Annotated in this window: 21 protein-coding genes; 8 read left to right on the top strand and 13 right to left on the bottom strand. The window is 61.1% G+C overall.

Annotation, left to right across the window (positions count from 1 at the left end; translation table 11 throughout):
• Positions 1-42 precede the first annotated feature (42 nt).
• From GWL_RS01445 to GWL_RS01415, 7 genes are read right to left on the bottom strand one after another with little or no spacing between them, the layout of a single operon-like run.
• Positions 43-330: an MSMEG_0570 family nitrogen starvation response protein gene (locus GWL_RS01445; protein ID WP_008325836.1), complete on the bottom strand. Its 288-nt coding sequence runs from the start codon at positions 328-330 to the stop codon at positions 43-45.
• Complete coding sequence (locus GWL_RS01440) at positions 323-1,516, bottom strand: MSMEG_0565 family glycosyltransferase (protein ID WP_008325835.1); 1,194 nt, start codon at positions 1,514-1,516, stop codon at positions 323-325. Before GWL_RS01440 ends, GWL_RS01445 begins: the two co-directional genes overlap by 8 nt.
• Positions 1,517-2,518, bottom strand: coding sequence for a sll0787 family AIR synthase-like protein (locus tag GWL_RS01435; protein ID WP_008325834.1), 1,002 nt, complete (start codon positions 2,516-2,518; stop codon positions 1,517-1,519). It lies immediately after the preceding gene.
• Positions 2,515-3,078 (bottom strand): MSMEG_0567/Sll0786 family nitrogen starvation N-acetyltransferase, encoded by a 564-nt coding sequence (locus GWL_RS01430; protein WP_008325833.1) that lies wholly within the window; start codon positions 3,076-3,078, stop codon positions 2,515-2,517. Before GWL_RS01430 ends, GWL_RS01435 begins: the two co-directional genes overlap by 4 nt.
• 1 nt (position 3,079) lies before the next feature.
• Positions 3,080-4,162, bottom strand: a complete 1,083-nt coding sequence (locus GWL_RS01425; RefSeq protein WP_008325832.1) for an MSMEG_0568 family radical SAM protein — start codon at positions 4,160-4,162, stop codon at positions 3,080-3,082.
• Positions 4,119-5,201, bottom strand: a complete 1,083-nt coding sequence (locus GWL_RS01420) for a Nit6803 family nitrilase (protein ID WP_008325830.1) — start codon at positions 5,199-5,201, stop codon at positions 4,119-4,121. The genes GWL_RS01425 and GWL_RS01420 overlap by 44 nt, the downstream gene beginning before the upstream one ends.
• Positions 5,202-5,217: 16 nt before the next feature.
• A complete protein-coding gene (locus tag GWL_RS01415) occupies positions 5,218-5,700 on the bottom strand; it encodes an MSMEG_0572/Sll0783 family nitrogen starvation response protein (RefSeq protein WP_006463016.1) in 483 nt (160 codons plus the stop codon).
• 443 nt (positions 5,701-6,143) lie between these two features.
• Here GWL_RS01415 and GWL_RS01410 point away from each other — a divergent pair, with 443 nt between their 5' ends.
• On the top strand, positions 6,144-7,538 hold the full coding sequence (locus tag GWL_RS01410; protein WP_034349712.1) for a PLP-dependent aminotransferase family protein: 1,395 nt from the start codon (positions 6,144-6,146) through the stop codon (positions 7,536-7,538).
• 134 nt (positions 7,539-7,672) lie between these two features.
• Here the strand turns inward: GWL_RS01410 and GWL_RS01405 are convergent, their stop codons facing one another.
• Together GWL_RS01405 and GWL_RS01400 are read right to left on the bottom strand one after the other, a co-directional pair.
• The gene (locus GWL_RS01405) at positions 7,673-7,951 is read right to left on the bottom strand and encodes a hypothetical protein (RefSeq protein WP_008325827.1); all 279 of its coding nucleotides are present in this window, start codon (positions 7,949-7,951) and stop codon (positions 7,673-7,675) included.
• A gap of 114 nt (positions 7,952-8,065) precedes the next feature.
• Positions 8,066-8,977 carry a transporter gene (locus GWL_RS01400; protein WP_034349709.1) on the bottom strand — a complete coding sequence of 304 codons (912 nt, stop codon included), beginning with the start codon at positions 8,975-8,977 and terminating at the stop codon, positions 8,066-8,068.
• 453 nt (positions 8,978-9,430) lie between these two features.
• Between GWL_RS01400 and GWL_RS01395 the strand changes: the two genes are divergently transcribed.
• From GWL_RS01395 to GWL_RS01370, 6 genes are all read left to right on the top strand, one after another.
• The gene (locus tag GWL_RS01395) at positions 9,431-10,945 is read left to right on the top strand and encodes an amidase (RefSeq protein WP_008325825.1); all 1,515 of its coding nucleotides are present in this window, start codon (positions 9,431-9,433) and stop codon (positions 10,943-10,945) included.
• Positions 10,946-11,015: 70 nt separating this feature from the next.
• Complete coding sequence (gene nthA, locus GWL_RS01390; RefSeq protein WP_008325824.1) at positions 11,016-11,615, top strand: nitrile hydratase subunit alpha; 600 nt, start codon at positions 11,016-11,018, stop codon at positions 11,613-11,615.
• A 62-nt stretch (positions 11,616-11,677) separates the two neighbouring features.
• Positions 11,678-12,337 carry a nitrile hydratase subunit beta gene (nthB, locus tag GWL_RS01385; protein WP_008325823.1) on the top strand — a complete coding sequence of 220 codons (660 nt, stop codon included), beginning with the start codon at positions 11,678-11,680 and terminating at the stop codon, positions 12,335-12,337.
• Positions 12,334-13,575: a GTP-binding protein gene (locus tag GWL_RS01380; protein ID WP_008325822.1), complete on the top strand. Its 1,242-nt coding sequence runs from the start codon at positions 12,334-12,336 to the stop codon at positions 13,573-13,575. Before nthB ends, GWL_RS01380 begins: the two co-directional genes overlap by 4 nt.
• A gap of 25 nt (positions 13,576-13,600) precedes the next feature.
• Positions 13,601-14,650 carry a phenylacetaldoxime dehydratase family protein gene (locus GWL_RS01375; protein WP_008325821.1) on the top strand — a complete coding sequence of 350 codons (1,050 nt, stop codon included), beginning with the start codon at positions 13,601-13,603 and terminating at the stop codon, positions 14,648-14,650.
• 469 nt (positions 14,651-15,119) lie between these two features.
• On the top strand, positions 15,120-16,043 hold the full coding sequence (locus tag GWL_RS01370; protein ID WP_008325817.1) for a helix-turn-helix domain-containing protein: 924 nt from the start codon (positions 15,120-15,122) through the stop codon (positions 16,041-16,043).
• A 77-nt stretch (positions 16,044-16,120) separates the two neighbouring features.
• On the opposite strand, the gene GWL_RS01365 is transcribed toward GWL_RS01370, so the two are convergent.
• The 4 genes from GWL_RS01365 to GWL_RS01350 form a co-directional block, all read right to left on the bottom strand.
• Entirely contained in the window at positions 16,121-17,263 is a 1,143-nt protein-coding gene (locus tag GWL_RS01365) for an acyl-CoA dehydrogenase family protein (protein ID WP_034349760.1), read from the bottom strand.
• A gap of 36 nt (positions 17,264-17,299) precedes the next feature.
• The gene (locus GWL_RS01360; protein WP_034349707.1) at positions 17,300-18,502 is read right to left on the bottom strand and encodes an acetyl-CoA C-acyltransferase; all 1,203 of its coding nucleotides are present in this window, start codon (positions 18,500-18,502) and stop codon (positions 17,300-17,302) included.
• 69 nt (positions 18,503-18,571) lie between these two features.
• On the bottom strand, positions 18,572-19,336 hold the full coding sequence (locus GWL_RS01355; protein WP_034349705.1) for an SDR family NAD(P)-dependent oxidoreductase: 765 nt from the start codon (positions 19,334-19,336) through the stop codon (positions 18,572-18,574).
• 48 nt (positions 19,337-19,384) lie between these two features.
• Positions 19,385-21,055 (bottom strand): AMP-binding protein, encoded by a 1,671-nt coding sequence (locus tag GWL_RS01350; protein WP_008325813.1) that lies wholly within the window; start codon positions 21,053-21,055, stop codon positions 19,385-19,387.
• Between the two features lie 128 nt (positions 21,056-21,183).
• On the opposite strand from GWL_RS01350, the gene GWL_RS01345 reads away from it, so the two are divergent.
• Entirely contained in the window at positions 21,184-22,215 is a 1,032-nt protein-coding gene (locus GWL_RS01345; RefSeq protein WP_008325812.1) for an AraC family transcriptional regulator, read from the top strand.
• Positions 22,216-22,375: the final 160 nt, after the last annotated feature.

Here is a 22,375-nt window from a genome sequence, read left to right as displayed (position 1 = left end):
CGTGTTGAATGGAAAGTCGGTGACGAGGTGATCAGGGCCTGATCAGGGAATGAAGGATTCGACCCGGACCACGGGATCGGCAGTGCCCTCGAAGCGGGCCGCCGTTTCTTCGATGCGGCGCAACTGGTCCAGCGCCGATGAGCAGGCAAAGCCATACTTCTGCCGCACCCGCTCGCTGCCGATGTTCAGTGCCGTAGCACTGCGCTCGACGAACTCGGCCAGGGCATAGGTGCGGCCAGCCTCCAGGTGTTCCTTGACCACCAGCGAAGGCGAGTAGCAATCGGTGACGGTATCGTCCGGCCAGCGGACACGAAAGTGCATTTCAGGCATGGTGTTCCTCTTGGAATGAGGCCGCTACTGGACAGCGGCTGATGAAATTTTCATAAAGCGCCACATGGCGGCTTGCCGAGCGCGCCCACGAAAAACGCGCGCACACGTCCGCACCCGCCTCCACCATGGCCATGCGCGCAGCCGGGTCCAGTGCATGGGCGATGCCGGCAGCAATCGCAGCGGGATCATTCGGATCAACCCAGGCACAGCAGTCGCCATCGAGATATTCGGTAAAGGGCGCGATGCGCGAGACCACCACCGGCACGCCGCTGGCCATGGCCTCCAGTACCACCAGGCCGAAGCCCTCCTTCAGGGAAGGAAACACCAGCGCATCGGCACAGCGGAACAGTGCAGGCATGTCGGCATCCCCCACCTCGCCCAGAATGCGCACGACCCCGGCAGGCAGGGACGCTGCCTCCAGCTCGCCCTGAAACGCGCGCTGGTAGCCGGCGTGATCGAGCACGCTGGCGCCGCCCGCAATGACCAGTTGCGCCTGCGGGTAGACGCGGCGCAGGCGCAGGAAGGCCTGCAGGATGCCCAGCGTATTCTTGCGCGGCTCCACGCCGCCCACGGCCAGCAGCAAAGGCGCACCGACCAGGCCAAGCGACTGACGCAGGGTCTGCTCATGCAGCCCCTGGCGAGGAGCGTAGCGCGCCATATCGACACCATTGGCGACCAGCTCGGCACGAATACCGTGCTCGCGCTGCAGGATGTCCTGCCAGGTGCGGCTGACGCACAGCACCAGGTCGGCAGCGCGATAGCCGCGCTCCTGCCAGTCATGCAGCCGCACATCGTCGAACTGGTCGAGATGGTGTACGGTGCGCACATAGCCGTCGATCACGCCGCGCTCCGTCAACGTGGCCAGCGCATTGGCGCTGATGGAATCCTGGGCATGGCAGATATCGAAGCGCGCCATGTCGATCTGCTCGAAGCAGTGCAGGTAATCATCGATGCGCTGGCGCACCATGTCGGCCACGTCCGCGCAATACACCGGCCCCGGCACCGCATGGAAGGTGCAGGCGGCGCGCCGGAACAGTCCACGGCCGCGTGCATCGGGCGCGAACAGCGTGGTCTCGTGACCCAGTGCCTGCAAGCTCTCCGCCAGTTGCAGCGCATGCACCACGCCGCCGCGCGGGTTGACGGAATGGGTCAGCATGGCGATGCGCAGGTGTGATGACAGCTGCATTCATGCCTCCCGGCGCAAAGCGCAGCCGATCAGCGCTTCGTCATTGAGATTCCAGAACGGCAGGCGCTGCCCTTGCATGCACAGATCGAGCTGGCCGCTGTCGTCGATGCGCCCGATGGAGGCGGCCGCGATGTCGCGTGCCGCAAAGCGCGCCAAGACCTCAGGCAGGTCATCGTCGGCCACGCTGAGCAGGAAACCGTAACTGGGGAAAGCCGTGAGCCAGCGCGTGAAATCCACTCCCGGCGGACAAGGCAAAGCATCAAGGTCAATCACCGCGCCCTTGCCGGAACACTCCAGCAGCATCAGGGCGGTACCGATCACGCCGGCCATGCTGATGTCCTTGGCAGCGCGCGCCAGGCCCTGCTCGGCCAGTTCGGGCAGCAATTCAAGGTCGGCGCGCAGGCGCTCGGCGGGCGCGCCGGTACTGGCGTTCCAGTAGGCATAGGGTTCCTGGAAGCGGCCGCGCAGATCGATGGCGGCCACCAGGTGTTCTCCGCTGCGGGCATCGAAACTGGTCAGCAAGCGCCTGGCCCGGCCGATGATGGACACCGACAGCTGCTCGCGGTCATTGCGGCGATTGCTGTGCCCGCCCACCAGCGGTACGCCATACACGCGCGCCCCCTCGGCCAGTCCGGCGAGGATGGGCTGCGCGGCCTCGCCGCCACGGCTCCACAGGGCATCGACCACCGCCAGCGGACGGCCGCCCATGGCGTAGATGTCGCTGACGTTGACCATCACCCCGCAGTAACCGGCAAACCACGGCTGCTGTTGGACGAACTCGTTGATGAAGCCTTCGATGGCAAAGAGCAGGTAGCCATCGCCATCGGGAATGGCTGCGCAATCATCGCCCACGGCCAGCGTATGGCCCTGGTGCTGCATGGCCGGCGCCAGCGGCAAAGCCTGCACCACCGCGTCGATATCGCGCTTGTGGGCGATGCCGCGCGAGGCGCGCAGATCCTGCACGATCTGCGCCAGCGAGGACGAGGTGTCGCGCGCGTTCATGGCCGGCGCTCCTCGCGGCCACCCACCAGGAAACCGATATCGCCGTCACTGATGGGCGGATAAAAGCCCAGGTCCGCCTGCATCTGATGATGCGGCAGCCCGTGCACTTCGATCTCGGCCAGGGTGTGCCAGTGCAGACGCCGGAACAGCTCTGCATTCTGGCTCTGCACCTGGGCCAGGAAAGTATGGCAACCATGCGCATGGGCGGTGCAGACGGCCAGCCTGATGAGGCCGCTGCCGACCGAACCGATACGGCGCGCATGCTGCGCCACGGCCAGGCGCGAACCGTGCCAGACACCTGCCGCAGATTCGTGGATGCGCACCGTTCCTACGACTTCACGACAACCGTCATCGTGTTCCAGTACGGCCACAATGGGCATGGCAATGTCATCGATGGCATCGGTATCATCGTCGCGGAAGACCCCCTGCTCGGTGCAGAAAACGTCACGGCGCAAGCGACGTGCTTCTTCGCGCTCCCACCGGTCCAGCGCCAGCTTGATGCGCACGCCGCGGGCCTGAACTTCCTGTGCCAGTGCGTTTTTTTCGGCTACGTCGCTCATGTCATTTCCTTTCGAACGCAGACAGAGATGAACAGGCGCCGCACTTGCCGCAACCTGCCTTGGCATCGCCTGAGCGCATGCCGGCGTTCTCCAGCATCTCTGCCAGCGGTGCGAGCAGGCGGCGCATGGCGGCGGCATCGGGGGAAGGATGGTCTTCTAACGGCGTGCCCGAGATGGGTACGAAGGGCACCACGAAGGGATAGACGCCCAGCGCGATCAACTGCTCGCTCATGCGCAGGATGGCCTCGTCGCTGTCGCCCAGGCCGGCCAGGATGTAGGTGCTGACCTGGCCACGCCCGAAGACCTCGACGGCGGCAGCAAAGGCGTCCATGTAGCGTTGCACCGGCACGGTGGCCTTGCCCGGCATGATGCGCTGGCGCACCTCGGGCGTGACCGCCTCCAGGTGCATGCCCAGCGTATCGATGCCGGCATCGTGCATGCGCCGGAACCAGGCATCGTCGTCGGGCGGCTCGCACTGTCCCTGGATGGGGAGGTTCACCGCCGACTTCACACCGAAGGCGCTTTCGCACAGGATCTGCGCGCCCCGGTCCGTGGCATTGGGCGTGCCGGTGGTCATGACCATGTGCCTGACGCCATCCAGCAACACTGCCGCGCGCGCCACTTCGCCGAGTTGCTCGGGGGTCTTGCGCAGGATGGTGCGGCCGGCCGCGAGCGACTGCCCGATGGCGCAGAACTGGCAGGACTTGCGGCGGCTCTCATAGCGGATGCAGCTTTGCAGGATAGTGGTGGCCAGCACGTCGGCGCCGTGCAGGGTAGCGATCTTGCCGTAGGGGATGCCGTCGAAGGTCTGCATCTTGTAGAAGCGCGGCTGGCGCGGGAAGGACACCACGCCCACCTCCACGCCATCGCGCAGGATGCGCGAGGCGCCATCCGCGCCGGGCTGGGTCGCCACGTAGGGCGAGGACCAGGCGCCGGCCGTGTGGACCGGGATCATCACGGTATGGCCATCGACGGTGACCGCCTTGTGATCCGACGGCCCGGCCCCACCGCGCCGGCTCTGTGCGCCGGCGCCGGGATCGTCAAGACGCAGCCCTAAGGATTGCAGTTCCGAGATCAACTCCATGGGGGCCTTGCGGCTCGGACGCTGGGGATGCAACTGGATGACGGCTGTCTGCATGATGGGACCTCGCGGAAGGATGAGTGACAGGAGCAGGCTGTTCCGCCGGGAACAGCGAGGACATGGGAGAAGTACGGCGATCATCGATCACCAGGTGCAGCAGTTCGGGGCGCGCATAGTGGCCGACCGAATCCATCATGCGCTTGCGCTTGGTGACCAGTTCCATGTCCAGGTCGGCCACCAGGATGCCTTCGCCGCTGCGCAGGGGCTCGGCCAGCAGCTTGCCTTCCGGCGAGACGATGGCGGTACAGCAGCCACCGCGCAGCGCCTTCTGTGCCTTGGGATCGGGCTCGATGGCGGCGATCTGTTCATCGGTCAGCCAGCCGGTGGCATTGATGACGAAGCAGCCCGACTCCAGTGCGTGATGGCGGATGGTGACCTCCATCTGGTCAGCGAAGATCTGCCCCACCATGGAACCGGGGAACTGGGCGCAATGGATTTCTTCGTGCTGGGCCATGAGGCTGTAGCGCGCCAGCGGGTTGTAGTGTTCCCAGCAGGCCAGCGCCCCCAGGCGCCCCACGGCGGTAGGCACCACCTTCAGGCCGCTGGCATCGCCCTGCCCCCAGATCATGCGCTCGTGATAGGTCGGCGTGATCTTGCGGCGTTTCAGCACCAGCTCGCCGTCGGCATCGAAGACCAGTTGCGTGTTGTAGAGCGTGCCGTGGTCGCGTTCGTTGACGCCCAGCACCACCACCGTGCCATGCGCGCGTGCCGCTTCTGACACCGCCTGAGTTACGGGGCCGGGCACCGTCACCGCACGCTCGTAGAGCAGCAGGTGTTCCGGACCTGACGCAAAAGGCGGCCGCACGAACGAGAAATACGGATAGTAAGGAACGAAGGTTTCCGGAAACACCACCAGTTGCGCGCCTTGTCTGGCAGCCTCGGCAATGGCCTGGCATACCTTGGCCACGGTACCGAGTTCGCTGTCGAGGTCGGGCGCGATCTGCACCGCCGCCGCCCGTACCGTTCTCTTGTGGATGCTCATGTGCCGCCCCTTTCCATTACAGGGTCCAGGTATCGAGGATGAAGGCGTTGTCGCGACGATGCAGCAGCACCAGGTCGAGCACGTCCAGCGGATTGATGGGGCGGATGCCGGGAATCAGCGAGGGCTCGCCGTGGCCGTACAGCGCCTGCAGGGCGAAGCGGCAGGCGTAGACCTTGCCGCCCTCTTCCATGAACTTGACGATCTGCTTGTTGAAGTTCTGGTGACCGGGGAAGGCTTCGTCCCCCAGCGTGGGGAAACCGCGCTGCACGCCCAGCGTCACGCCGGGACCATAGAGCAGGATGGAGGTCTCGAAACCCTTGCGCTTCAAGCGGGTTGCCTGCAGCAGGTTGACGAAACCGATCGAGCCTTCGAAGGCCACCGTATGGAAGGTCACCAGCGCTTTTTCTCCCGGCTGGGCTTTGACATCTTCGAACACCTTCTCTTCATAATCCACCAGGAAATCGCCGGGGGCGTGGGCTGCTTTGGTGACTGCGGGCATGGTGATACTCCTCTCGATTGCTGTTGGTCTGCACTTGGGGAAGTGGTCCGGCGAGTTCGCCGCGACACTGGAATTGAAGGCATCAGTCATGCCACCAACACCCCGTCAATGTGCGAATTGACTGCATAAAAATCCCGTCAATCCTCCCCTCGCAGAATGGAATCCAGCATCTGCGCGGCTTGCCGAATCGGTGCTTGCAGCATGGTTTTTGGGCCATGTGAAGCAATCCATTCAATCGCTCCATACAATCGGACAGCATCGCGCAAACCCTTGTGCACTCTGGCGTTGCGGCGCGTCTTGAGTTGGTGCAGAGCGCTGCGCGCGGATGATGCAAGACGGTGCACTTTTGTACCTGTACGGCAGAGATTGGATGGAATGCAAATTGCATTCAATGACACCAGTCGATGCGGTCAATATTGAAGTCAGGAAACGAGGAAGTTGCCATGACCAAGAACAGCGCCATGTGGGTTCCCAAATTGAAGAAAGGTGGCGGCCCGCTTTATCTGGCCATCGCCAATGCGATTGCCGAGGACGTCGCCACCGGCCACCTGCAGCCCGAGCAGCGGCTACCGCCGCAGCGCAAGCTGGCCGAGGTGCTGGACCTGGACTTCACCACGGTCGCGCGCGCCTATACGGAAGCGCATCGGCGCGGACTGGTGGATTCGGTGGTGGGACGCGGCACCTTTGTCTGTGGCAAGCGCCGCCCGCGCATCCCGCGCTTGACTGAGGGCCGGCCCAACGTCGACATGTCGATGAACATGCCGCCCGAGCCGGAGTCGCCGGAGCTGATGGAGTTGATGCAGTCGGGCTGGAACAAGGTCAATGCGCGCCTGCGTGACCTGATGCGTTACCAGGATTTCGGTGGTTCGCCCGAGGATCGCGAAGCCGGTGCGCTGTGGCTGCGCCGGCGCGGGCTGGTGGTGGAACCGGAACGGGTGCTGGTGACGCCGGGGGCGCAATGTGCGCTGCTGGCCATCCTGACCATGCTGGTCGGACCTGGCGGAGTGCTCTGTTGCGAGGACGTGACCTACCCCGGCCTGCGCGCCCTGGCCGGGCATCTCAACATCAAGCTGGTCGGCTTGCCGATGGACAATGAGGGCATTGATGCGGTGGCCTTTGCCGGGGCCTGTGCGCAATATGCGCCGAAAGCGCTGTATTGCAATCCCACCCTGCTCAATCCGACCACCTGCACGACTTCGGTATCGCGCCGCCAGGCGCTGGTGGAGATCGCCCGTCACTATGAAGTGGCCATCATCGAGGATGATGCCTATGGCTTCCTGCCGCGTGCAGCACCGCCGGCCATTGCCAGCATGGGCAGCGAGCTGACCTACTATGTCACCGGACTGGCCAAGACCGTGGGGGCCGGTTTGCGCATCGCTTATATGGTGGCGCCCGATGCCGCCTCGGCTGCGCGCCTGACGGCGGCACTGCGTGCGACGACGGTGATGGCTTCACCGGTTACCTCGACCCTGGCAACTTATTGGATACGCGATGGCGTGGCGGATTTGGCGCTGGCCAATATCCGCAAGGAGTCGATGGCGCGGCAGAAGATTGCGGCCCGCATCTTGCCCGAGCATGGGTATGCCTCGGAACCGGAGGCGTTTCATTTGTGGGTGAAGCTGCCGGGGGGATGGCAGGCCAGTACCTTCTCGGCGCAGATGCGCGCCAATGGGGTGGCGGTGGTGGGGGTAGATGCGTTTGCCGTGACTACTGCGCCGGTGCAGGCTGTGCGTGTTTGTATTGGGGGGATTGCCAGTCGGGGGGATATTCAGCATGCGTTGACGTTAATGCGGGATACCTTGGCGGAGCAGCCGTTGGTCAGGGCGGCTGTGGTTTGATTGAAGACTTTGAGGGCTCCGCGAATTTGGGTGAGGATTGGATAACTGCCCCGACCGAATTCGCAAGACAGTACTGGCGGAATAGCCAAGCGGTTACTTAAAACATGCTGATGACTAACTCTGTCTGGCGCCGGCTATAAAAAACAGGGCCGCTCATTCGTGACCTGAATCTCGGCTACCGCCTGCGGCTGCCGGGCATTGAGCATGGTATGACGCAACTGTGCAGAGATACGCGTGATCATCAGTTCCACATCTGCAATGCGCTCCAGTTGCTTTACCCGCACACTGGCAGTGCGCTCGGCGACGGCAGAGACGTTGTTCAGTGAAATCCAGGCCGTGCTACTGACACCCAGCAATCCCAGTGCCAGCACAAAACTTACCAGGTTCAGGCGAGACACGATATTCAGCTTCATAGAGAATCCTTCAAGGTCAACTCAGACAGCATGGCTTGCTCGCCCCGCAGCTCGGCACCCAAGCCGCGAGCCATCGGAGCGATCAAGCGTGCACAACGATGGATCCCGGCTCAATCAGAAAATCTGCAGCAATCGCAGGTTCAGACGGAAGTTTTCTTTAAACCCATTGTCGACCGACAAGTCGCGACCGATACTGCCCATGAGCTGCGTCTTGGGTCCCACGAAGGTGCTGCCACCGAAGGAAATTTTCAACTGATTGGGTTGGTCGTGGCTGTCCACGCCATTGACGCTGGTTTCTCCGCCCCAGGTCCGCGACAACCCCGCAGTAGCGTTGGTGGTGGCAGAAAACTGGTAGCGCAGATAGGACTGCAATTGATAAAGCGGTGCTTGACGCATACTGCCGCGACCACTTCCATAATCGTTGTTCTTGCCATAGAACATCACATCCCCGGTCAGGTCGAGATACAAGGGACCAGATATCTGCTGAACCAGACCCGCTTGCAGGTCGAACTTCCATCGGTTCTCGCCAACGTTGAGCGCGCGACTGTCGGAATACGATCCAGTGGGCAGGTAGAGATATGGGGCCACAGCGAAGAAGGTTGATTTCGTCGGATCGTTGATGAGCCAGAGGGGGGCAGCCAGGATCAGGTCACCAAGCGCATTCTCATTGCCTAGCGTCTTGATATCGCGGCCACTACGCATACTGGCGAAGGGCAACAGTACCTGTGGGCCCACCGTATAGCCGCCAATGTTCATGTAATGCACAAAGCGCAGGATGGTCACATCAGTGGTCAGCAAAGGATTGCCAGGATTGCGGTTACCACCGCTGTAGCTGGAGTCGCGTTCGGCATGTTGCTGGTACAGTAGAACGGCAGTGGTGCCTGCGGGCGCGGGCACATAATCTGCCGGGTCTACATCGATGGCACAGGCGTCGGCCATCACGCCCATCGCCAGGGCAACGGCAATGGAGAATAGGACCGCTCGCAACGAGGCGAAACGGCGCCCGGATTTCAGGTTCATGTTCATCTTGTCCTCTCTTTTCATATGGATGGAATCGCCGTGTTCCGGACAGGCGTTGTCACACGCCAGCACCGTTCCGACGGTGATGAAAAGATAAAGAGGCGAGGCCCGCCTGACTCGTCAAATCAGGCCAAGGTACTTGCCATAACAAGACATTTTGAAAACCGATATTTTCCGCGCCCGCTCTGACGCGGATTGCATGCCTGTCTCGCCCTTCCTGGTTTGCAGAACGCAAAGACAGAAATACGTAAACTATTTCTCATCTTTCCTCACGACACCTGGCTGACTTGTCCGCAAATGACAAACGAATGACCTGTACGAACAAGCAGTAACAGTGACGCTCGCCAATGATAGCGATGCGCGGTGGCCGCCCCGAGCTTGCGGACTGCCGATGCTGACCTTCCCATTGCAGTGCAATGCACCCTCACGGTGCATTGGAAATACAGGAGCGCGAATTTCATGCCTATCGTCCGACCTACCCCTGAGCAACTCAAAGAGCTCGCCAGTTCCCTGCACATCCAGCTCACCACGGAGCAGGCCACTCAATACCTGGACTTGATGCAGGCCAGTTTCGATGCCTACGATGTCATCGATGGCTTGCCCGATGAAATTCCTGCCGTCAGGTACCCGCGTTCGGCTGGGGCACGACCGGCAGCCAAGGACAATCCCCTCAATGCCTGGGCCTGCAAAAGCATCGTCAAGGGTGCTACCGAGGGCAAGCTGGCGGGCCGCACCGTGGTGCTCAAAGACAATGTGGCCCTGGCGGGTGTGCCCATGACGAACGGCTCTTCCACACTGGAAGGCTTCGTGCCGAGCTACGACGCCAGCGTCGTGACGCGCCTTCTCGATGCCGGTGCCACCATTCTGGGCAAGGCCACCTGCGAGCATTTCTGCCTGTCGGGCGGCAGCCATACCTCCGATCCCGCTCCGGTCCACAACCCGCGCCGCCAGGGCTATGGTTCCGGTGGTTCCTCATCGGGTAGTGCTGCGCTGGTGGCGGCAGGCGAAGCCGACATGGCCATCGGTGGCGACCAGGGCGGCTCGATCCGCATTCCCTCGGCGTTCTGCGGCACTTATGGCATGAAGGCCACGCATGGCCTGGTTCCTTATACCGGCGTCATGCCCATTGAAGCGACGGTCGATCATGTGGGGCCGATCACCGCCAACGTGCGCGACAACGCGCTGATGCTGGAAGTCATCGCCGGTGCCGATGGCCTTGACCCGCGTCAATACGCACCCGTGGTGCAGCCTTATACCGCAGCGCTTGATCGTGGCGTGCGTGGTCTGAAGATCGGCATCCTCACCGAAGGTTTTGCCCTGGGCAATATGGATCAGCGGGTGGCAGACAAGGTGCGGGATGCGATTGCCCAATTGGAAAAACTGGGGGCATCCGTAGCCACCGTATCGGTCGAGGAACATGTGCTCGCCGGTGCGCTCTGGCAGCCCATCGGCTGCGAAGGCCTGACCATGCAGATGATGCATGGCAACGGCATGGGCTTCAACTGGAAGGGGCTCTACGACCTTGGCCTCCTGCAGCACCACGCCCATTGGCGTGAACATGCCGACGATCTGTCGGCCACGCTCAAGCTGTGCATGTTCGTCGGCCAATACGGGCTGACCCGGTATCAGGGCCGCTTCTATGCCAAGGCCCAAAACATCGCCCGCCGTGCCCGCGTCGGCTACGACAAGGCGCTGGCCGATTTCGATCTGCTGGTCATGCCCACCGTCCCCATCATCGCGCAGCCATTGCCGGTCGCAGGCTGCCCCCTGGCCGAGTACGTCGCGCGCGCCTTCGAGATGATTGGCAATACCGCACCGCTGGACATCACAGGCCACCCGGCCATGTCCGTTCCCTGTGGCACGCTCGATGGCTTGCCCGTGGGATTGATGCTGGTCGGCAAACACTACGCCGAAACCACGCTCTATCAGGCAGCGGCAGCCTTCGAGGCCAGCGTGGATTGGCAGCAGCACTGATGTTTCTTTCGTGAAGTTCTTACCGGCATTTTTTACCACCCCGCATTTTCAAGCCAGGAGTCAAAAAATCATGAGCAATCCATCCTCTTCCGCACAAACTTCCACCCCGGGTGAACGGGCCTGGGCGCTCTTCAAGGTTCTCAACGACAAGAAGCTGATCCCGGAAGGCTACATCGAAGGCCTGACCGATCTGCTGGCCAACAAGTTCGACCCGGCCAATGGTGCCCGCGTAGTGGCCAAGGCCTGGAGCGACCCGCAATACCGCGAACTGCTGCTGCGTGATGGCACCGCCGCCTGCGAACAGTTCGGCTACACCGGCCCGCAGGGCGAATACATCGTGGCGCTCGAAGACACGCCCACACTCAAGAACGTGATCGTCTGCAGTCTCTGCTCCTGCACCAACTGGCCAGTACTGGGCCTGCCGCCGGAGTGGTACAAGGGCTTCGAATTCCGTGCCCGCCTGGTGCGCGAGGGACGCACGGTGCTCGCTGAACTCGGCACCGAACTTCCCAAGGACATGGCCGTGAAAGTCTGGGACACCAGCGCAGAGACCCGTTACCTGGTGCTGCCGATGCGCCCGGCCGGTACCGAAGGCTGGAGCGAAGAGGCGCTCAGCAAGCTCATCACCAAGGACGTGCTCATCGGCGTGGCCCTGCCAAAGGTGGGTTGAGCACCGGTCTGCACCACCGCAGCTTGGCTTTTATTTCATATTCAATCACTGGAGATTCAAACATGGATGGCTTTCACGACCTCGGCGGCGTTCAGGGCTTCGGCCGGATTCCGCATACCATCAACAGCCTCGATTACAAGAAGGTCTTCAAGCAGGACTGGGAACACCTGGCCTACACCCTGATGTTCCTGGGTGCCGATCACATGAAGCTCTTCAGCGTGGACGAAGTGCGTCACGCGGTGGAACGCATCGAATTCCGCCAGCACTCCCAAACCCAGTACTACGAGCGCTATGTCATCGCCACCGCATCGCTGCTGGTTGAGCAAGGCGTGCTCACCCAGCAGGAGCTCGACGAAGCGCTGGGCTCTCACTTCAAGCTGGCCAGCCCCGCGCAGTCCAAGGGCCGTCCCGCCATCACCGGCCGCCCGCCCTTCGAAGTCGGCGACCGCGTGCTGGTGCGCGACGAACGTGTCACCGGCCACATCCGCTGCCCTGGCTATGTCCGTGGCAAAGAAGGCGTGGTGCTCCATCGCACTACCGAACAGTGGCCCTTCCCGGACACCATCGGTCATGGTGACAAGAGTGCCGTGATGCAGCCGACTTATCACGTTCAGTTCAGGAACCGCGATGTGTGGGGAGATGCCTGCGATGATGGCTTCGTGGTGGTCGACCTGTTCGAAGGTTATCTGGACAAAGTACCGCAACAAGGTGGACGTGCATGAACAAACCGGCGCCCGAGGTATTGATGAATGCTCAGGCGCAGAGAATCCCGGTGACGGTGTTATCGGGATTTCTCGGATCTGGCAAGACCACCTTGCTCAACCATATCCTGCGCAACCGGGCCGGAATGAAAGTGGCGGTGATCGTCAACGACATGAGCGAAGTCAACATGGATGGCGACGACGTAAGGCGCAACACCGAACTTTACCGTGGCAACGATGAGCTGGTGGAGATGAGCAATGGCTGCATCTGCTGTACCTTGCGCGCCGACCTGCTGGAGCAGGTCAGCGCGCTGGCAAGGTCGGGCCGCTTCGATTATCTGCTGATCGAATCGACCGGCATTTCCGAGCCCATTCCGGTGGCGGAGACCTTTGCCTTTCTCGACAGCGATGGCTTCAGCCTGAGCGAACTGGCGCGACTGGACACACTGGTCACGGTGGTCAACGGCGAAACGTTCGAACAGCAATTGTCTGAACACGCCGCCGTCACTCAGGCCGATGGTGCCAGCACACGCCCGCTTTCCGACCTGCTCATCGAACAGGTCGAGTATGCCAACGTGATCCTGGTCAGCCGCGTCGATCTGATCGATGCCAGCGCCTTCACCGCGCTCAAGGCGGTTCTGCAGAGGCTCAATCCGACTGCACGGATTCTGCCGATGGCGCATGGGCAGATCGATCTGAACCAGGTGCTCGATACCAAACTGTTCGATCTGCCCAGCTTGGCCAGAATGCCAGGATGGATGCAGACCATGGAGAGCGATCACTCGCCGTCGGAGGCCGACACCTACGGCATCTCCTCCAGTGTCTATCGCGCAAGACTGCCCTTTCATCCGGGGCGCCTGCTGGATTGGCTGGGACGTCCTTGGCGCAATGGTCGCCTGCTGCGCTGCAAAGGCTATCTCTGGATGTCCAGCAGATACCCGGACATCACCATGCTGGTGCAGACCGGGGGCCAGTTCCAGTGGGGCTTCGTGGGGCGGTGGTGGCGTTTCATCGCGCAAGATCAATGGCCACAGGACACCTATCGTCGGCAAGGCATCCAGGAAAAGTGGGACGCGCTGGTCGGCGACTGCCGGCAGGAACTGGTCTTCATCGGCCAGGGCATTGATTGGGACCTGCTGTCCGAGGAGCTCGATGCCTGCTTGCTGACCACCGTCGAAATCGAAGCAGGTCCCGATGCCTGGGCACAACTACACGGTGCTGCCGCGTTCGAGCAACAGGCCAGCAGCACTTTGCACTGATATTTTCAAAAGAAGGAGATCCCACATGGAATCCGCAATCGACCAGCACCTCAAATGCCCTCGTACTCTTTCGCGCCGGGTTGGCGACGATTACCAGCCCCCCTTCCCGATGTGGGTCGGTCGCGCTGACGAAAGCCTGACCCAGGTGACGATGGCCTACCTCGGTATCCAGTTCAAGGAAGAAAAACGTGCGGATGCGCTGCAGGCCATGCGCCACATCGTCGCCAGCTTCAGTCTGGCCGATGGACCAGGTAACCATGACATGAGCTATCACCTCGACAATGAAGGCTATGGCAACTTCATCGTTGTCGGATATTGGCGTGATGCAGGCCGCTATTGCCGCTGGATGCGCTCTCCCGAAGTGGCCGGATGGTGGGATAGCGAGGCCCGACTCGCCGACGGCATCGGCTACTTCAAGGAAGTGTTCTCGCCACGCGCCGAACAGTTCGAGACCCTGTATGCCTTCAAGGAAGATCTGCCAGGCGTGGGCGCCGTCATGGACCGCATCAGCGATGACATCGAAGAACACGGCTACTGGGGATCGATGCGTGATCGCATCCCCGCTTCACAAGTGGACCGGATGCGCCCTTCCGGCCAGCTGGAAGTGATCTCCGGCGCCCCCGCCAAAGGCGGCCGGGTGGTGCTCAAGGGCCATGACAACATCGCATTGATTCGCTCCGGCCAGGACTGGGTTGATGCCGACCCGGAGGAGCGCGCACTCTATTTCAACGAGATGCTGCCACCGTTGCAGGATGGCATGGACTTTCTGCGCGACCAGGGAAAGGATATCGGCTGTTACAGCAATCGCTTCGTGCGCAACGTGGACCTGGATGGAAACCTGCTCGATATCGCCTACGACATCGGCCACTGGCGCTCATTGGATCTGCTGGAACGCTGGGCCGAATCACATCCCACCCACCTGCGCATTTTCACCACCTTCTTCAAGGTCGTCACCGGCTTGAAAAAACTCAGGCTTTATCACGAAGTGTCGGTCTCCGATGGTGCCACGCAATGGCTGGAATACATCAACTGCCATCCGAAAACAGGCATGTTGCGTGACGCCCTGACTTCCTGAGCAGAAACACTCCCTGACTGCTCAGCCGACAGCTCATCGGCACGACCACTGGCGCACCCACCCAGTGGTTTTTTTCGTCCTTTTCCGTATCTCCGGCAGAGTATGGAGCGACACTACTCTGGTCTTCTTCCATTTCTGCGCCATGCAGAAACTCCTTCCCCCTGGCCGATTTTCAGGCGATTGACTGTCTCAGACGATGCGCAATCGATCAATCAAATTCCCCCTTCAGGACACCTTGCCCGGATAGTCGAAGGCAGGCATAAATTTTGCACAAAACATGTAGCACCATTGGCAGCGACGCATGAAATTCTATTGCCCTGGCGCGTTCATCTGACGGATACTTTGTTACCGGAGATCGGTCCTTCAGCAGCCACAACGCTGCACGAAACCAGCCAGCCAAGGTCATTCGCCAGCCCGGTAATCAGCCACAGCATGTCTGCATCGACTCGATACGTCAGGAGTGCCCCTTATGAAGGCTCAATACACCACTGAGGTCGTCGAAGCGCCACGGCGCTTCGAGTATTGGAATGATGTCGTTTGTCGTCATTGCCTTCAGGCGGACAGCAAGCTATTGGGAGCACCTGTCTTCGACGGCGCCATGTCCGTGAATTCCATCGGCATGCTCGACATGGCCATCATGAGTTCGCCTTTGCACCATTGGCAACGTAGTGCGCACCATATTCGCTCAAATCCCGATGATGACCTATGGCTCGCCTTCATGATCAGTGGCCAAGCCCATCTGGCACAGGATGGCAGGCAGACGCGCCTGCAATCGGGCGATATGGCCCTGTACGATGGCGCCCGTCCTTTCGAGTTCGCACTGGGCCCCGAGAAAATCTATCTGACGCGCTTGCCGCGCAAATCCCTGCTGAGCCGCTGTCCCGAGGCCGAACACATGACAGCGCAGTTGATCGACACCAGCAGGCCCGGTGTGATGGCGCTGCGTTCGATGCTGGAAGAGGCAAGCGCCTGCGAATTCAACGATGCCGAGTCGGCGGTGCGCTACAGCGCCGCCTTGCTGGACGTACTCGCCTTGAGCCTGGCCGCACCAGGTTCCAGGACAGCTGCGGCAGAAAAGAACGATCTCTACAAACGCGTTATTGCCTATCTGCGTGAGAACTATGCTGATCCGCAACTCAATCTCCACGTCCTGGCCGCAGCTCACCACGTGTCCGAACGAACACTGACACGCGCCTTTGCCCAGCACAACCAGACTCCCATGGATGTGCTGCGCCGGGTGAGACTGCAAGCCAGCTACCGTGCGCTCACCGAAGGTAATGCCGGCAATGTCACCACCGCAGCACTTGACTCCGGATTCTCCGATCTGTCCCACTTCAGCCGGGTATTCCGTGCGACCTTCGGCTGTACTCCGCAGAGTCTGTTGTCGCACTAGGGCCCGGTGCCCCCAAACAATAAAGGCTGCCGGTTGGCAGCCTTTATTGTTGCATTCGAAGTGCGTCAGCTTCAAGACTACGCCTGATCACTGGCGATGGCCCGACCAATGACCAGACGCTGGATATCGTTGGCCCCCTCATAGATCTGACAGATGCGCACATCACGATAAATGCGCTCGACCGGAAAGTCGCTGGTATAACCGACGCCACCATGAATCTGGATCGCATCGGAGGCAATCTTCTCGGCTGCCTCGGAGGCGAACATCTTGGCCATGGATGCCTCCTTGAGACATGGACGCCCCTGATCCTTCAACTGGGCAGCCCGCCACACCATGAGCCTGGCCGCATCCAGCAAGGTGTTCATGTCGGCCAGGCGGAAATTGACGGCCTGGTGGTCGATGATGGGTACTCCGAACGATTCCCTCTGCCGGGCATAGCTGACGGCGGCCTCGAAGGCCGCACGCGCCATGCCCACGCTCTGCGCGGCGATGCCGATCCGGCCGGCTTCGAGATTGGACAAGGCGATGCGGTAGCCATCCCCTTCCTTGCCAAGCAAGGCGGTGGCCGGAACGCGGCAGTGATCGAGCATGATCTGGACCGTATCCGAAGCATGTTGCCCCATCTTTTCTTCACTACGTCCAACCACGAAGCCCGCCGTATCGCACGGCACCAGGAAGCAGGAAATGCCCTTCTTCCCAGCGGCCCTGTCGGTGACGGCAAATACGATGGCCACCGCAGCGTGCTTGCCACTGGTGATGAATTGCTTGGTCCCGTTCAGGATGAAATAGTCACCATCGCGCTCGGCTCTGGTCCTGATGGCTGCCGCGTCCGAGCCGGTGTGTGGCTCGGTCAGGCAGAAGCAACCCAACATCTCGCCGCGTGCCAGCGGCTTGAGCCACTGCTCCTTCTGGGCCGGGCTACCGTATTTCTCGGTGATGCCACAGGCCAGGGAATTCTGGACCGACACGATGGTGGAGGTGGCACCGTCACCGGCGGCAATCTCTTCCAAGGCCAGCACAAGGCTCATGTAATCCAAGCCGGCACCGCCCCACTGCTCCGCCACGCACATCCCCATCGCGCCCAATCCGGCCAGTTCCTTCAGGGCCTCGGCAGGAAAGGTGTGATGTCTATCCCAGGTTGCGGCAAAGGGTAACAGGCGTTCTTGTGCAAACTGACGCATGGCATCACGAATCATCTCATGCTCGGGGCTCAGCAACATGTCCATCTCTTTCTCCATGCAAACGCTATTCGACCGTCACGACAGCGCCAGGGCGATGGCCGTCGCTTCACCGCCACCGATGCACAGGCTGGCGATGCCCGTCTTGAGTCCGCGCGCCTTGAGTGCTCCCAACAGGCTCACAATGATGCGCGCCCCTGAAGCACCGATAGGATGCCCTAGTGCACAGGCACCGCCATGGACATTGATCTTCTCCATGGCGATGCCCAGTTCCCGGCCGGCCGCCATGGGCACCACCGCAAACGCCTCGTTGATTTCAAACAGGTCGGTGCTGGCGGCATTCAACCCGGTCTTGGCGAATATCTTGCGTAACACGCCGATGGGTGCGGTGGGGAATTTCTCGGGTGCGCCGGCATACGACGCATGACCCAGTATCCTGGCCAAGGGCATCAAGCCTTGCTTCAACGCCTCCGATTCGCGCATCAGCACAAGGGCCGCCGCGCCGTCAGAGATGGAAGAAGAATTGGCTGCAGTGACGGTCCCATCGCTACGGAAGGCTGGCTTGAGCGTAGCGATGCGCTCCAGGTTCACCGCCATCGGCCCCTCATCCTGACGGATCACGACGCTGCCCTTCTTTCCCGCCACTTCGACAGCAACCACTTCCCAGTCGAAACCGCCGCTGCTGATCGCCTCGCGTGCCCGCAGGGTGGACTGGACTGCGTAGGCATCCTGTTGGTCGCGGGTGAAACCGAACTCGCTGGCGCAATCCTCGGCGAAGGTTCCCATCAGACGGCCACGATACTGGTCCGAATAGGCGTCTTCCAGTCCATCGAGGAACATGTGATCCAGCAACCTGTCGTGCCCCAGCCGGTAGCCGCGCCTCGCCTTGGGCAGCAGATACGGAGCATTGGACATCGACTCCATGCCGCCTGCCACCACCATCGACGCGGAACCGGCCAGTATGCTGTCATGACCCAACATGACGGCCTGCATGGCCGAGCCGCAGACCTTGTTCAAGGTGGCACAGGCTACCGACTGCGACAACCCGGCGCGCAAGGCAGCCTGGCGAGCAGGAGACTGCCCCAGGCCTGCCTGCAGCACACAGCCCATCCATACCTGTTCGATCTGCGCGATCTGCTGCGCAGACAACCGGGCGCGTTGCAGGGCAGACGATATCGCCAGCGCACCCAGGTGCGGCGCCGACAGATCAGCCAGTGCGCCCTGGAAGCTGCCCATGACGGTACGGGCGGCCGACACAATCACAACCGGGTCTGCGGACATGTTTTTTCCTTTTGCAGCTTCATTCATATTTCGTTCATCACGCTTGTTGACGCATCTCGCCAGGTGTCGCTACGTGGCGCTCATACGGAGCGCGCCATCCATGCGGATGACCTCGCCATTCAGGTAGCGGTTTTCCAGGATGTACATGACCAGGCCAGCGAATTCGGAAGGCTTGCCGAGCCGAGGTGGGAAAGGTACGTTGCGGCTCAGAGATTCCCGCACCTCCTCAGGCATCCCCAGCATCATGGGGGTTTCGATGATGCCTGGTGCAATCGTCATGACGCGGATGCCATGACGCGCCAGCTCGCGTGCCATCGGCAAAGTCATCGACACCACCCCGCCCTTGGAGGCGGCATAGGCCACCTGCCCCATCTGCCCCTCAAAGGCCGCAATCGAGGCCGTATTGATGATGACGCCACGCTCGCCCTCTGCGTCGGCCTGGCCGGCGCTGATGTGCTGCGCCGCCAGCCGCGCCATGTTGAACGAGCCTACCAGATTGATGTTGAGGGCACGCATGAAGCTGTCCAATCGATGCACACCGTTCTTGCCCAGCAGTTTCTCGCCCGGCGCAATGCCGGCGCAGTTGACCAGGCCGACCAGCGGCCCCATGGCGCTGGCGACATCGAAGACCTCCTGCGCGCTGGCCTCGCTGGTGACGTCAGTTAATACGAATCTGGCATTGAGGCCCAGTGTGGCCTGCATCTTTTCACCGGCCACCGGGTTGACATCAGCCAGCACCACCTGCGCGCCGGCCCTGATGAGCTGCGCAGCCGTCGCGGCGCCCAGCCCGGAAGCGGCGCCGGTAACGACATAGACACCATGTTTGATGGCCATTGTTTCTCCTCGGTTATTCTGGATTGCATCGAACGCGATCATCGCGTTTCAGGAGTGGTCAGCACGCCGGTCTGCTTCCATCTTGCGCAGCACGAAACGCTGCAGCTTGCCGCTGGGCGTCTTGGGCAGCGCATCGAGAAACTCGATGGCACGTGGATAGGCATGCGCGGAAAGGCGCCGTCTGACGTGTTGCGCCAATTGTTCCGCCAATTCATCACTGGCCTTGAACTTGTCCGAGAGGACCACGAAGGCCTTGACGATCTCGGTACGCTCCGGGTCGGGCAGGCCGATGACGGCCACATCGGCCACCGCAGGATGCTCCAGCAGTGCGCTTTCGACATCGAATGGCCCGATCCGGTAGCCGGCCGAGGTAATCACGTCATCGGAACGACCGATGAAGCTGATGCTGCCGTTTTTCTCCAGCTCGACGTTATCGCCGGTAGAGTAATAGCCGCCGGCAATGGCAGGCGTCTCCTGCTTCCAGTAGCCGGAAAACCAGAACAGCGGCGAGCGCGCAATGTCGATGGCCAGTTCGCCGGGCTGGTTCGCTCCGAGTTCCTGCCGATTGTCGTCAAGCACCACCACACGATAGCCTGGCATGGCAAAGCCGGCCGACCCAGGCACGACCTCGTGCCGCAAGGCATGATGGTTGTTGACCACCATGCCCAGTTCGGTCTGTCCGTAATGGTCATGGATGGGGACATCGAGGGCGCTGGCGAACCAGCGTACTACTTCGGCATTCAGTGGTTCGCCGGCACTGCTGACGGCGCGCAACCGGCCCTTGACGATAGCGGCAGCTTCCTCGCCCGCGGCCATCATCATGCGGTAGGCGGTGGGGGCGCCGGCCAGGCTGGTAATGCCCAGGCGGCGAATGATCTCGTAGGTTCCCTGGACGGTGAATGCGGCTTCGTTGAAGGTAATGCCCTGACCGATGACCAAGGGACCGATGATGGCGTAATAGAGACCATAGGCCCAGCCCGGATCGGCCATGTTCCAGAATCTGTCCTGCGGCAGCAGGCCAACTGCCTCGCGCATGTAGACAGAGAACGCCTGCAGGGCCAACAGCGGCACCGGCACACCCTTGGCCGCGCCTGTGGTGCCGGAGGTGGACATCATGAGCATCAGGTCACCGCCCCTGCGCATGACCGGGGCGAAGTCATCGGATTGCGCGTCCACGGCCGCGCGAAAATCGATATCACCAGCGCGCAAGGGGTCACCGCTCTCCCTGACGGTACAGACTTGCGGGCAATTGGTGATCTCATCCAGCTTGGTCCGATTGACCACATTGGTGACGACCAGCCTGGCACCGCTCAACGCCAGCCGATGTTCTATCGCCTTGGGGCCGAAGGCCGTAAACAGAGGCTGATAGACCGCACCGGCGCGCAGCGTACCGAGTACCGTGGCCAATAGCTCCGGCGTGCGCGGCAGCATCCCGGCCACGATCTGGCCGGGCTGTACGCCTTGCTGCTTGAGCAGATTGGCCACCCGTGCCGCCATCGAACGAACCTGCGCAAAACTGTATTGTTGATGCTCTCCATGTATGGAGACAAAATCCAGAGCGATATTTTCTCCTTCGATATGCCGATCACAGCACTCGACACAGGCGTTGATGCCCGTCTCGAAGTCTCCTTGGAACTGCTCTCGCAATGCTTCGATACGAAATGCGCTATAGACGTCTTCGTAGTCCGGCTTGCGCGGCGCTGGAATAGGGTCAGGCATGGTCTCGTCTCCACTTTGTATTTTTTGCGCTTACACTTGCGACTTCACTGTGTATGGAAACAGATACTAGGCGGGCAGAACATTGCAAGCAATGACCAATACCTGCTGATTCCTTGATCGGATTTACCATGTTGAAAAAGGCCAGCGACACACCTTCCATTCCTTTCGCTTTTGTTAAAGATGCCCTGGATTGTCTGGTCAGGCAGGGATACGACACTGCGCAGGTGCTCAAGGAAGCCGGGCTGGTCAGGAATGAGGATGAGCTCGGGCCCGTCACGGCAGAGCAATATGGGGCGTTGTGGCTGGCCATCGCGCGCGTCACTGACGATGAATTCTTCGGCCTGTCGGCCCGTCCCATGCGACAGGGAAGTTTCACCTTGCTGTGCCATGCCGTGCTGCATTCGCAGTCGCTGGGGCAGGCCTTGCGCCGGGCATTGCGTTTCCTGCGCATCGTGCTTGACGAGCCCTATGGAGAGCTGCGCATCGAAGGTGGCAAGGTGCACATCATCCTGATCAAGAACAGATCGCCCTATCCCGCCTTTGCCTACCGGACTTTTCTGCTATTGCTGCTCGGGCTGGCCTGCTGGCTCGTGGGTCGGCGCATTCCTTTGCAGTGCATCGACTTTTCTTGCTCGATTCCCGAAGGAAGGCCTGATTACCTGGAATTCTTCGGAGTGCCCGTCAACTTCAACAAATCGCGCTGCGCCCTAAGCTTCGATGCCATCTATCTCGACCTTCCGGTGATCCGCTCCGACATCGCCTTGAAGCCCTTCCTGCGTGACGTACCTGCCAACCTGCTGGTACGTTACCGCCACGACACCGGATGGGTAACCAAGCTGCGAACCTATCTGAAGCAATCTCCTCCGACCGATTGGATGGACTTCGAAGCAATTGCCGAGCGGCTAGGCGTATCGCCTGCGACCCTGCGGCGTCGCCTGCGCGAAGAAGGGCAAAGTTATGCCTCTCTCAAAGATGAAATACGCAGTGGCATCGCCCAGACACTGCTGGGACGAAATGAACTCAGCGTGGCCGCCATAGCTGTTCAGCTTGGCTTTACCGAAGCCAGTGCGTTCCACCGGGCCTTTCGTAAGTGGACCGGAAAAAGCCCCGGCGCTTACCGGCGAGACTTATTGCATGTGAGGGTGATCGATTCAAGCTAGACAAGACAACTTCACAATTGCACTATTCGCCGCGGGCGGGCGAGTATAGAGAATCAATGTCTGCAAACGGCCGAGGCTGTGTAAAAACAGAGCCTCAGCCCGAAGCCGACATTCTCTCTAGACCAATTATCACCTGAGCCTTCAGCGGTTGAACAAAACA

It is taken from the genome of Herbaspirillum sp. GW103 (assembly GCF_000261365.1).
In the GTDB taxonomy this organism is placed as follows: Bacteria; Pseudomonadota; Gammaproteobacteria; order Burkholderiales; family Burkholderiaceae_D; genus Herbaspirillum.
The sequence above is the reverse complement of the archived record's forward strand: the minus strand, read 5'-3'. Positions and strand labels throughout refer to the sequence as shown.

Excerpts from the sequence above, each read along its gene's own strand:
- GWL_RS01445 (WP_008325836.1), bottom strand. The coding sequence starts at position 330 with ATGCCTGAAATGCACTTTCGTGTCCGCTGGCCGGACGATACCGTCACC.
- GWL_RS01440 (WP_008325835.1), bottom strand. The coding sequence starts at position 1,516 with ATGCAGCTGTCATCACACCTGCGCATCGCCATGCTGACCCATTCCGTC.
- GWL_RS01435 (WP_008325834.1), bottom strand. The coding sequence starts at position 2,518 with ATGAACGCGCGCGACACCTCGTCCTCGCTGGCGCAGATCGTGCAGGAT.
- GWL_RS01430 (WP_008325833.1), bottom strand. The coding sequence starts at position 3,078 with ATGAGCGACGTAGCCGAAAAAAACGCACTGGCACAGGAAGTTCAGGCC.
- GWL_RS01425 (WP_008325832.1), bottom strand. The coding sequence starts at position 4,162 with ATGGAGTTGATCTCGGAACTGCAATCCTTAGGGCTGCGTCTTGACGAT.
- GWL_RS01420 (WP_008325830.1), bottom strand. The coding sequence starts at position 5,201 with ATGAGCATCCACAAGAGAACGGTACGGGCGGCGGCGGTGCAGATCGCG.
- GWL_RS01415 (WP_006463016.1), bottom strand. The coding sequence starts at position 5,700 with ATGCCCGCAGTCACCAAAGCAGCCCACGCCCCCGGCGATTTCCTGGTG.
- GWL_RS01410 (WP_034349712.1), top strand. The coding sequence starts at position 6,144 with ATGACCAAGAACAGCGCCATGTGGGTTCCCAAATTGAAGAAAGGTGGC.
- GWL_RS01405 (WP_008325827.1), bottom strand. The coding sequence starts at position 7,951 with ATGAAGCTGAATATCGTGTCTCGCCTGAACCTGGTAAGTTTTGTGCTG.
- GWL_RS01400 (WP_034349709.1), bottom strand. The coding sequence starts at position 8,977 with ATGAACATGAACCTGAAATCCGGGCGCCGTTTCGCCTCGTTGCGAGCG.
- GWL_RS01395 (WP_008325825.1), top strand. The coding sequence starts at position 9,431 with ATGCCTATCGTCCGACCTACCCCTGAGCAACTCAAAGAGCTCGCCAGT.
- nthA (WP_008325824.1), top strand. The coding sequence starts at position 11,016 with ATGAGCAATCCATCCTCTTCCGCACAAACTTCCACCCCGGGTGAACGG.
- nthB (WP_008325823.1), top strand. The coding sequence starts at position 11,678 with ATGGATGGCTTTCACGACCTCGGCGGCGTTCAGGGCTTCGGCCGGATT.
- GWL_RS01380 (WP_008325822.1), top strand. The coding sequence starts at position 12,334 with ATGAACAAACCGGCGCCCGAGGTATTGATGAATGCTCAGGCGCAGAGA.
- GWL_RS01375 (WP_008325821.1), top strand. The coding sequence starts at position 13,601 with ATGGAATCCGCAATCGACCAGCACCTCAAATGCCCTCGTACTCTTTCG.
- GWL_RS01370 (WP_008325817.1), top strand. The coding sequence starts at position 15,120 with ATGAAGGCTCAATACACCACTGAGGTCGTCGAAGCGCCACGGCGCTTC.
- GWL_RS01365 (WP_034349760.1), bottom strand. The coding sequence starts at position 17,263 with ATGTTGCTGAGCCCCGAGCATGAGATGATTCGTGATGCCATGCGTCAG.
- GWL_RS01360 (WP_034349707.1), bottom strand. The coding sequence starts at position 18,502 with ATGTCCGCAGACCCGGTTGTGATTGTGTCGGCCGCCCGTACCGTCATG.
- GWL_RS01355 (WP_034349705.1), bottom strand. The coding sequence starts at position 19,336 with ATGGCCATCAAACATGGTGTCTATGTCGTTACCGGCGCCGCTTCCGGG.
- GWL_RS01350 (WP_008325813.1), bottom strand. The coding sequence starts at position 21,055 with ATGCCTGACCCTATTCCAGCGCCGCGCAAGCCGGACTACGAAGACGTC.
- GWL_RS01345 (WP_008325812.1), top strand. The coding sequence starts at position 21,184 with ATGTTGAAAAAGGCCAGCGACACACCTTCCATTCCTTTCGCTTTTGTT.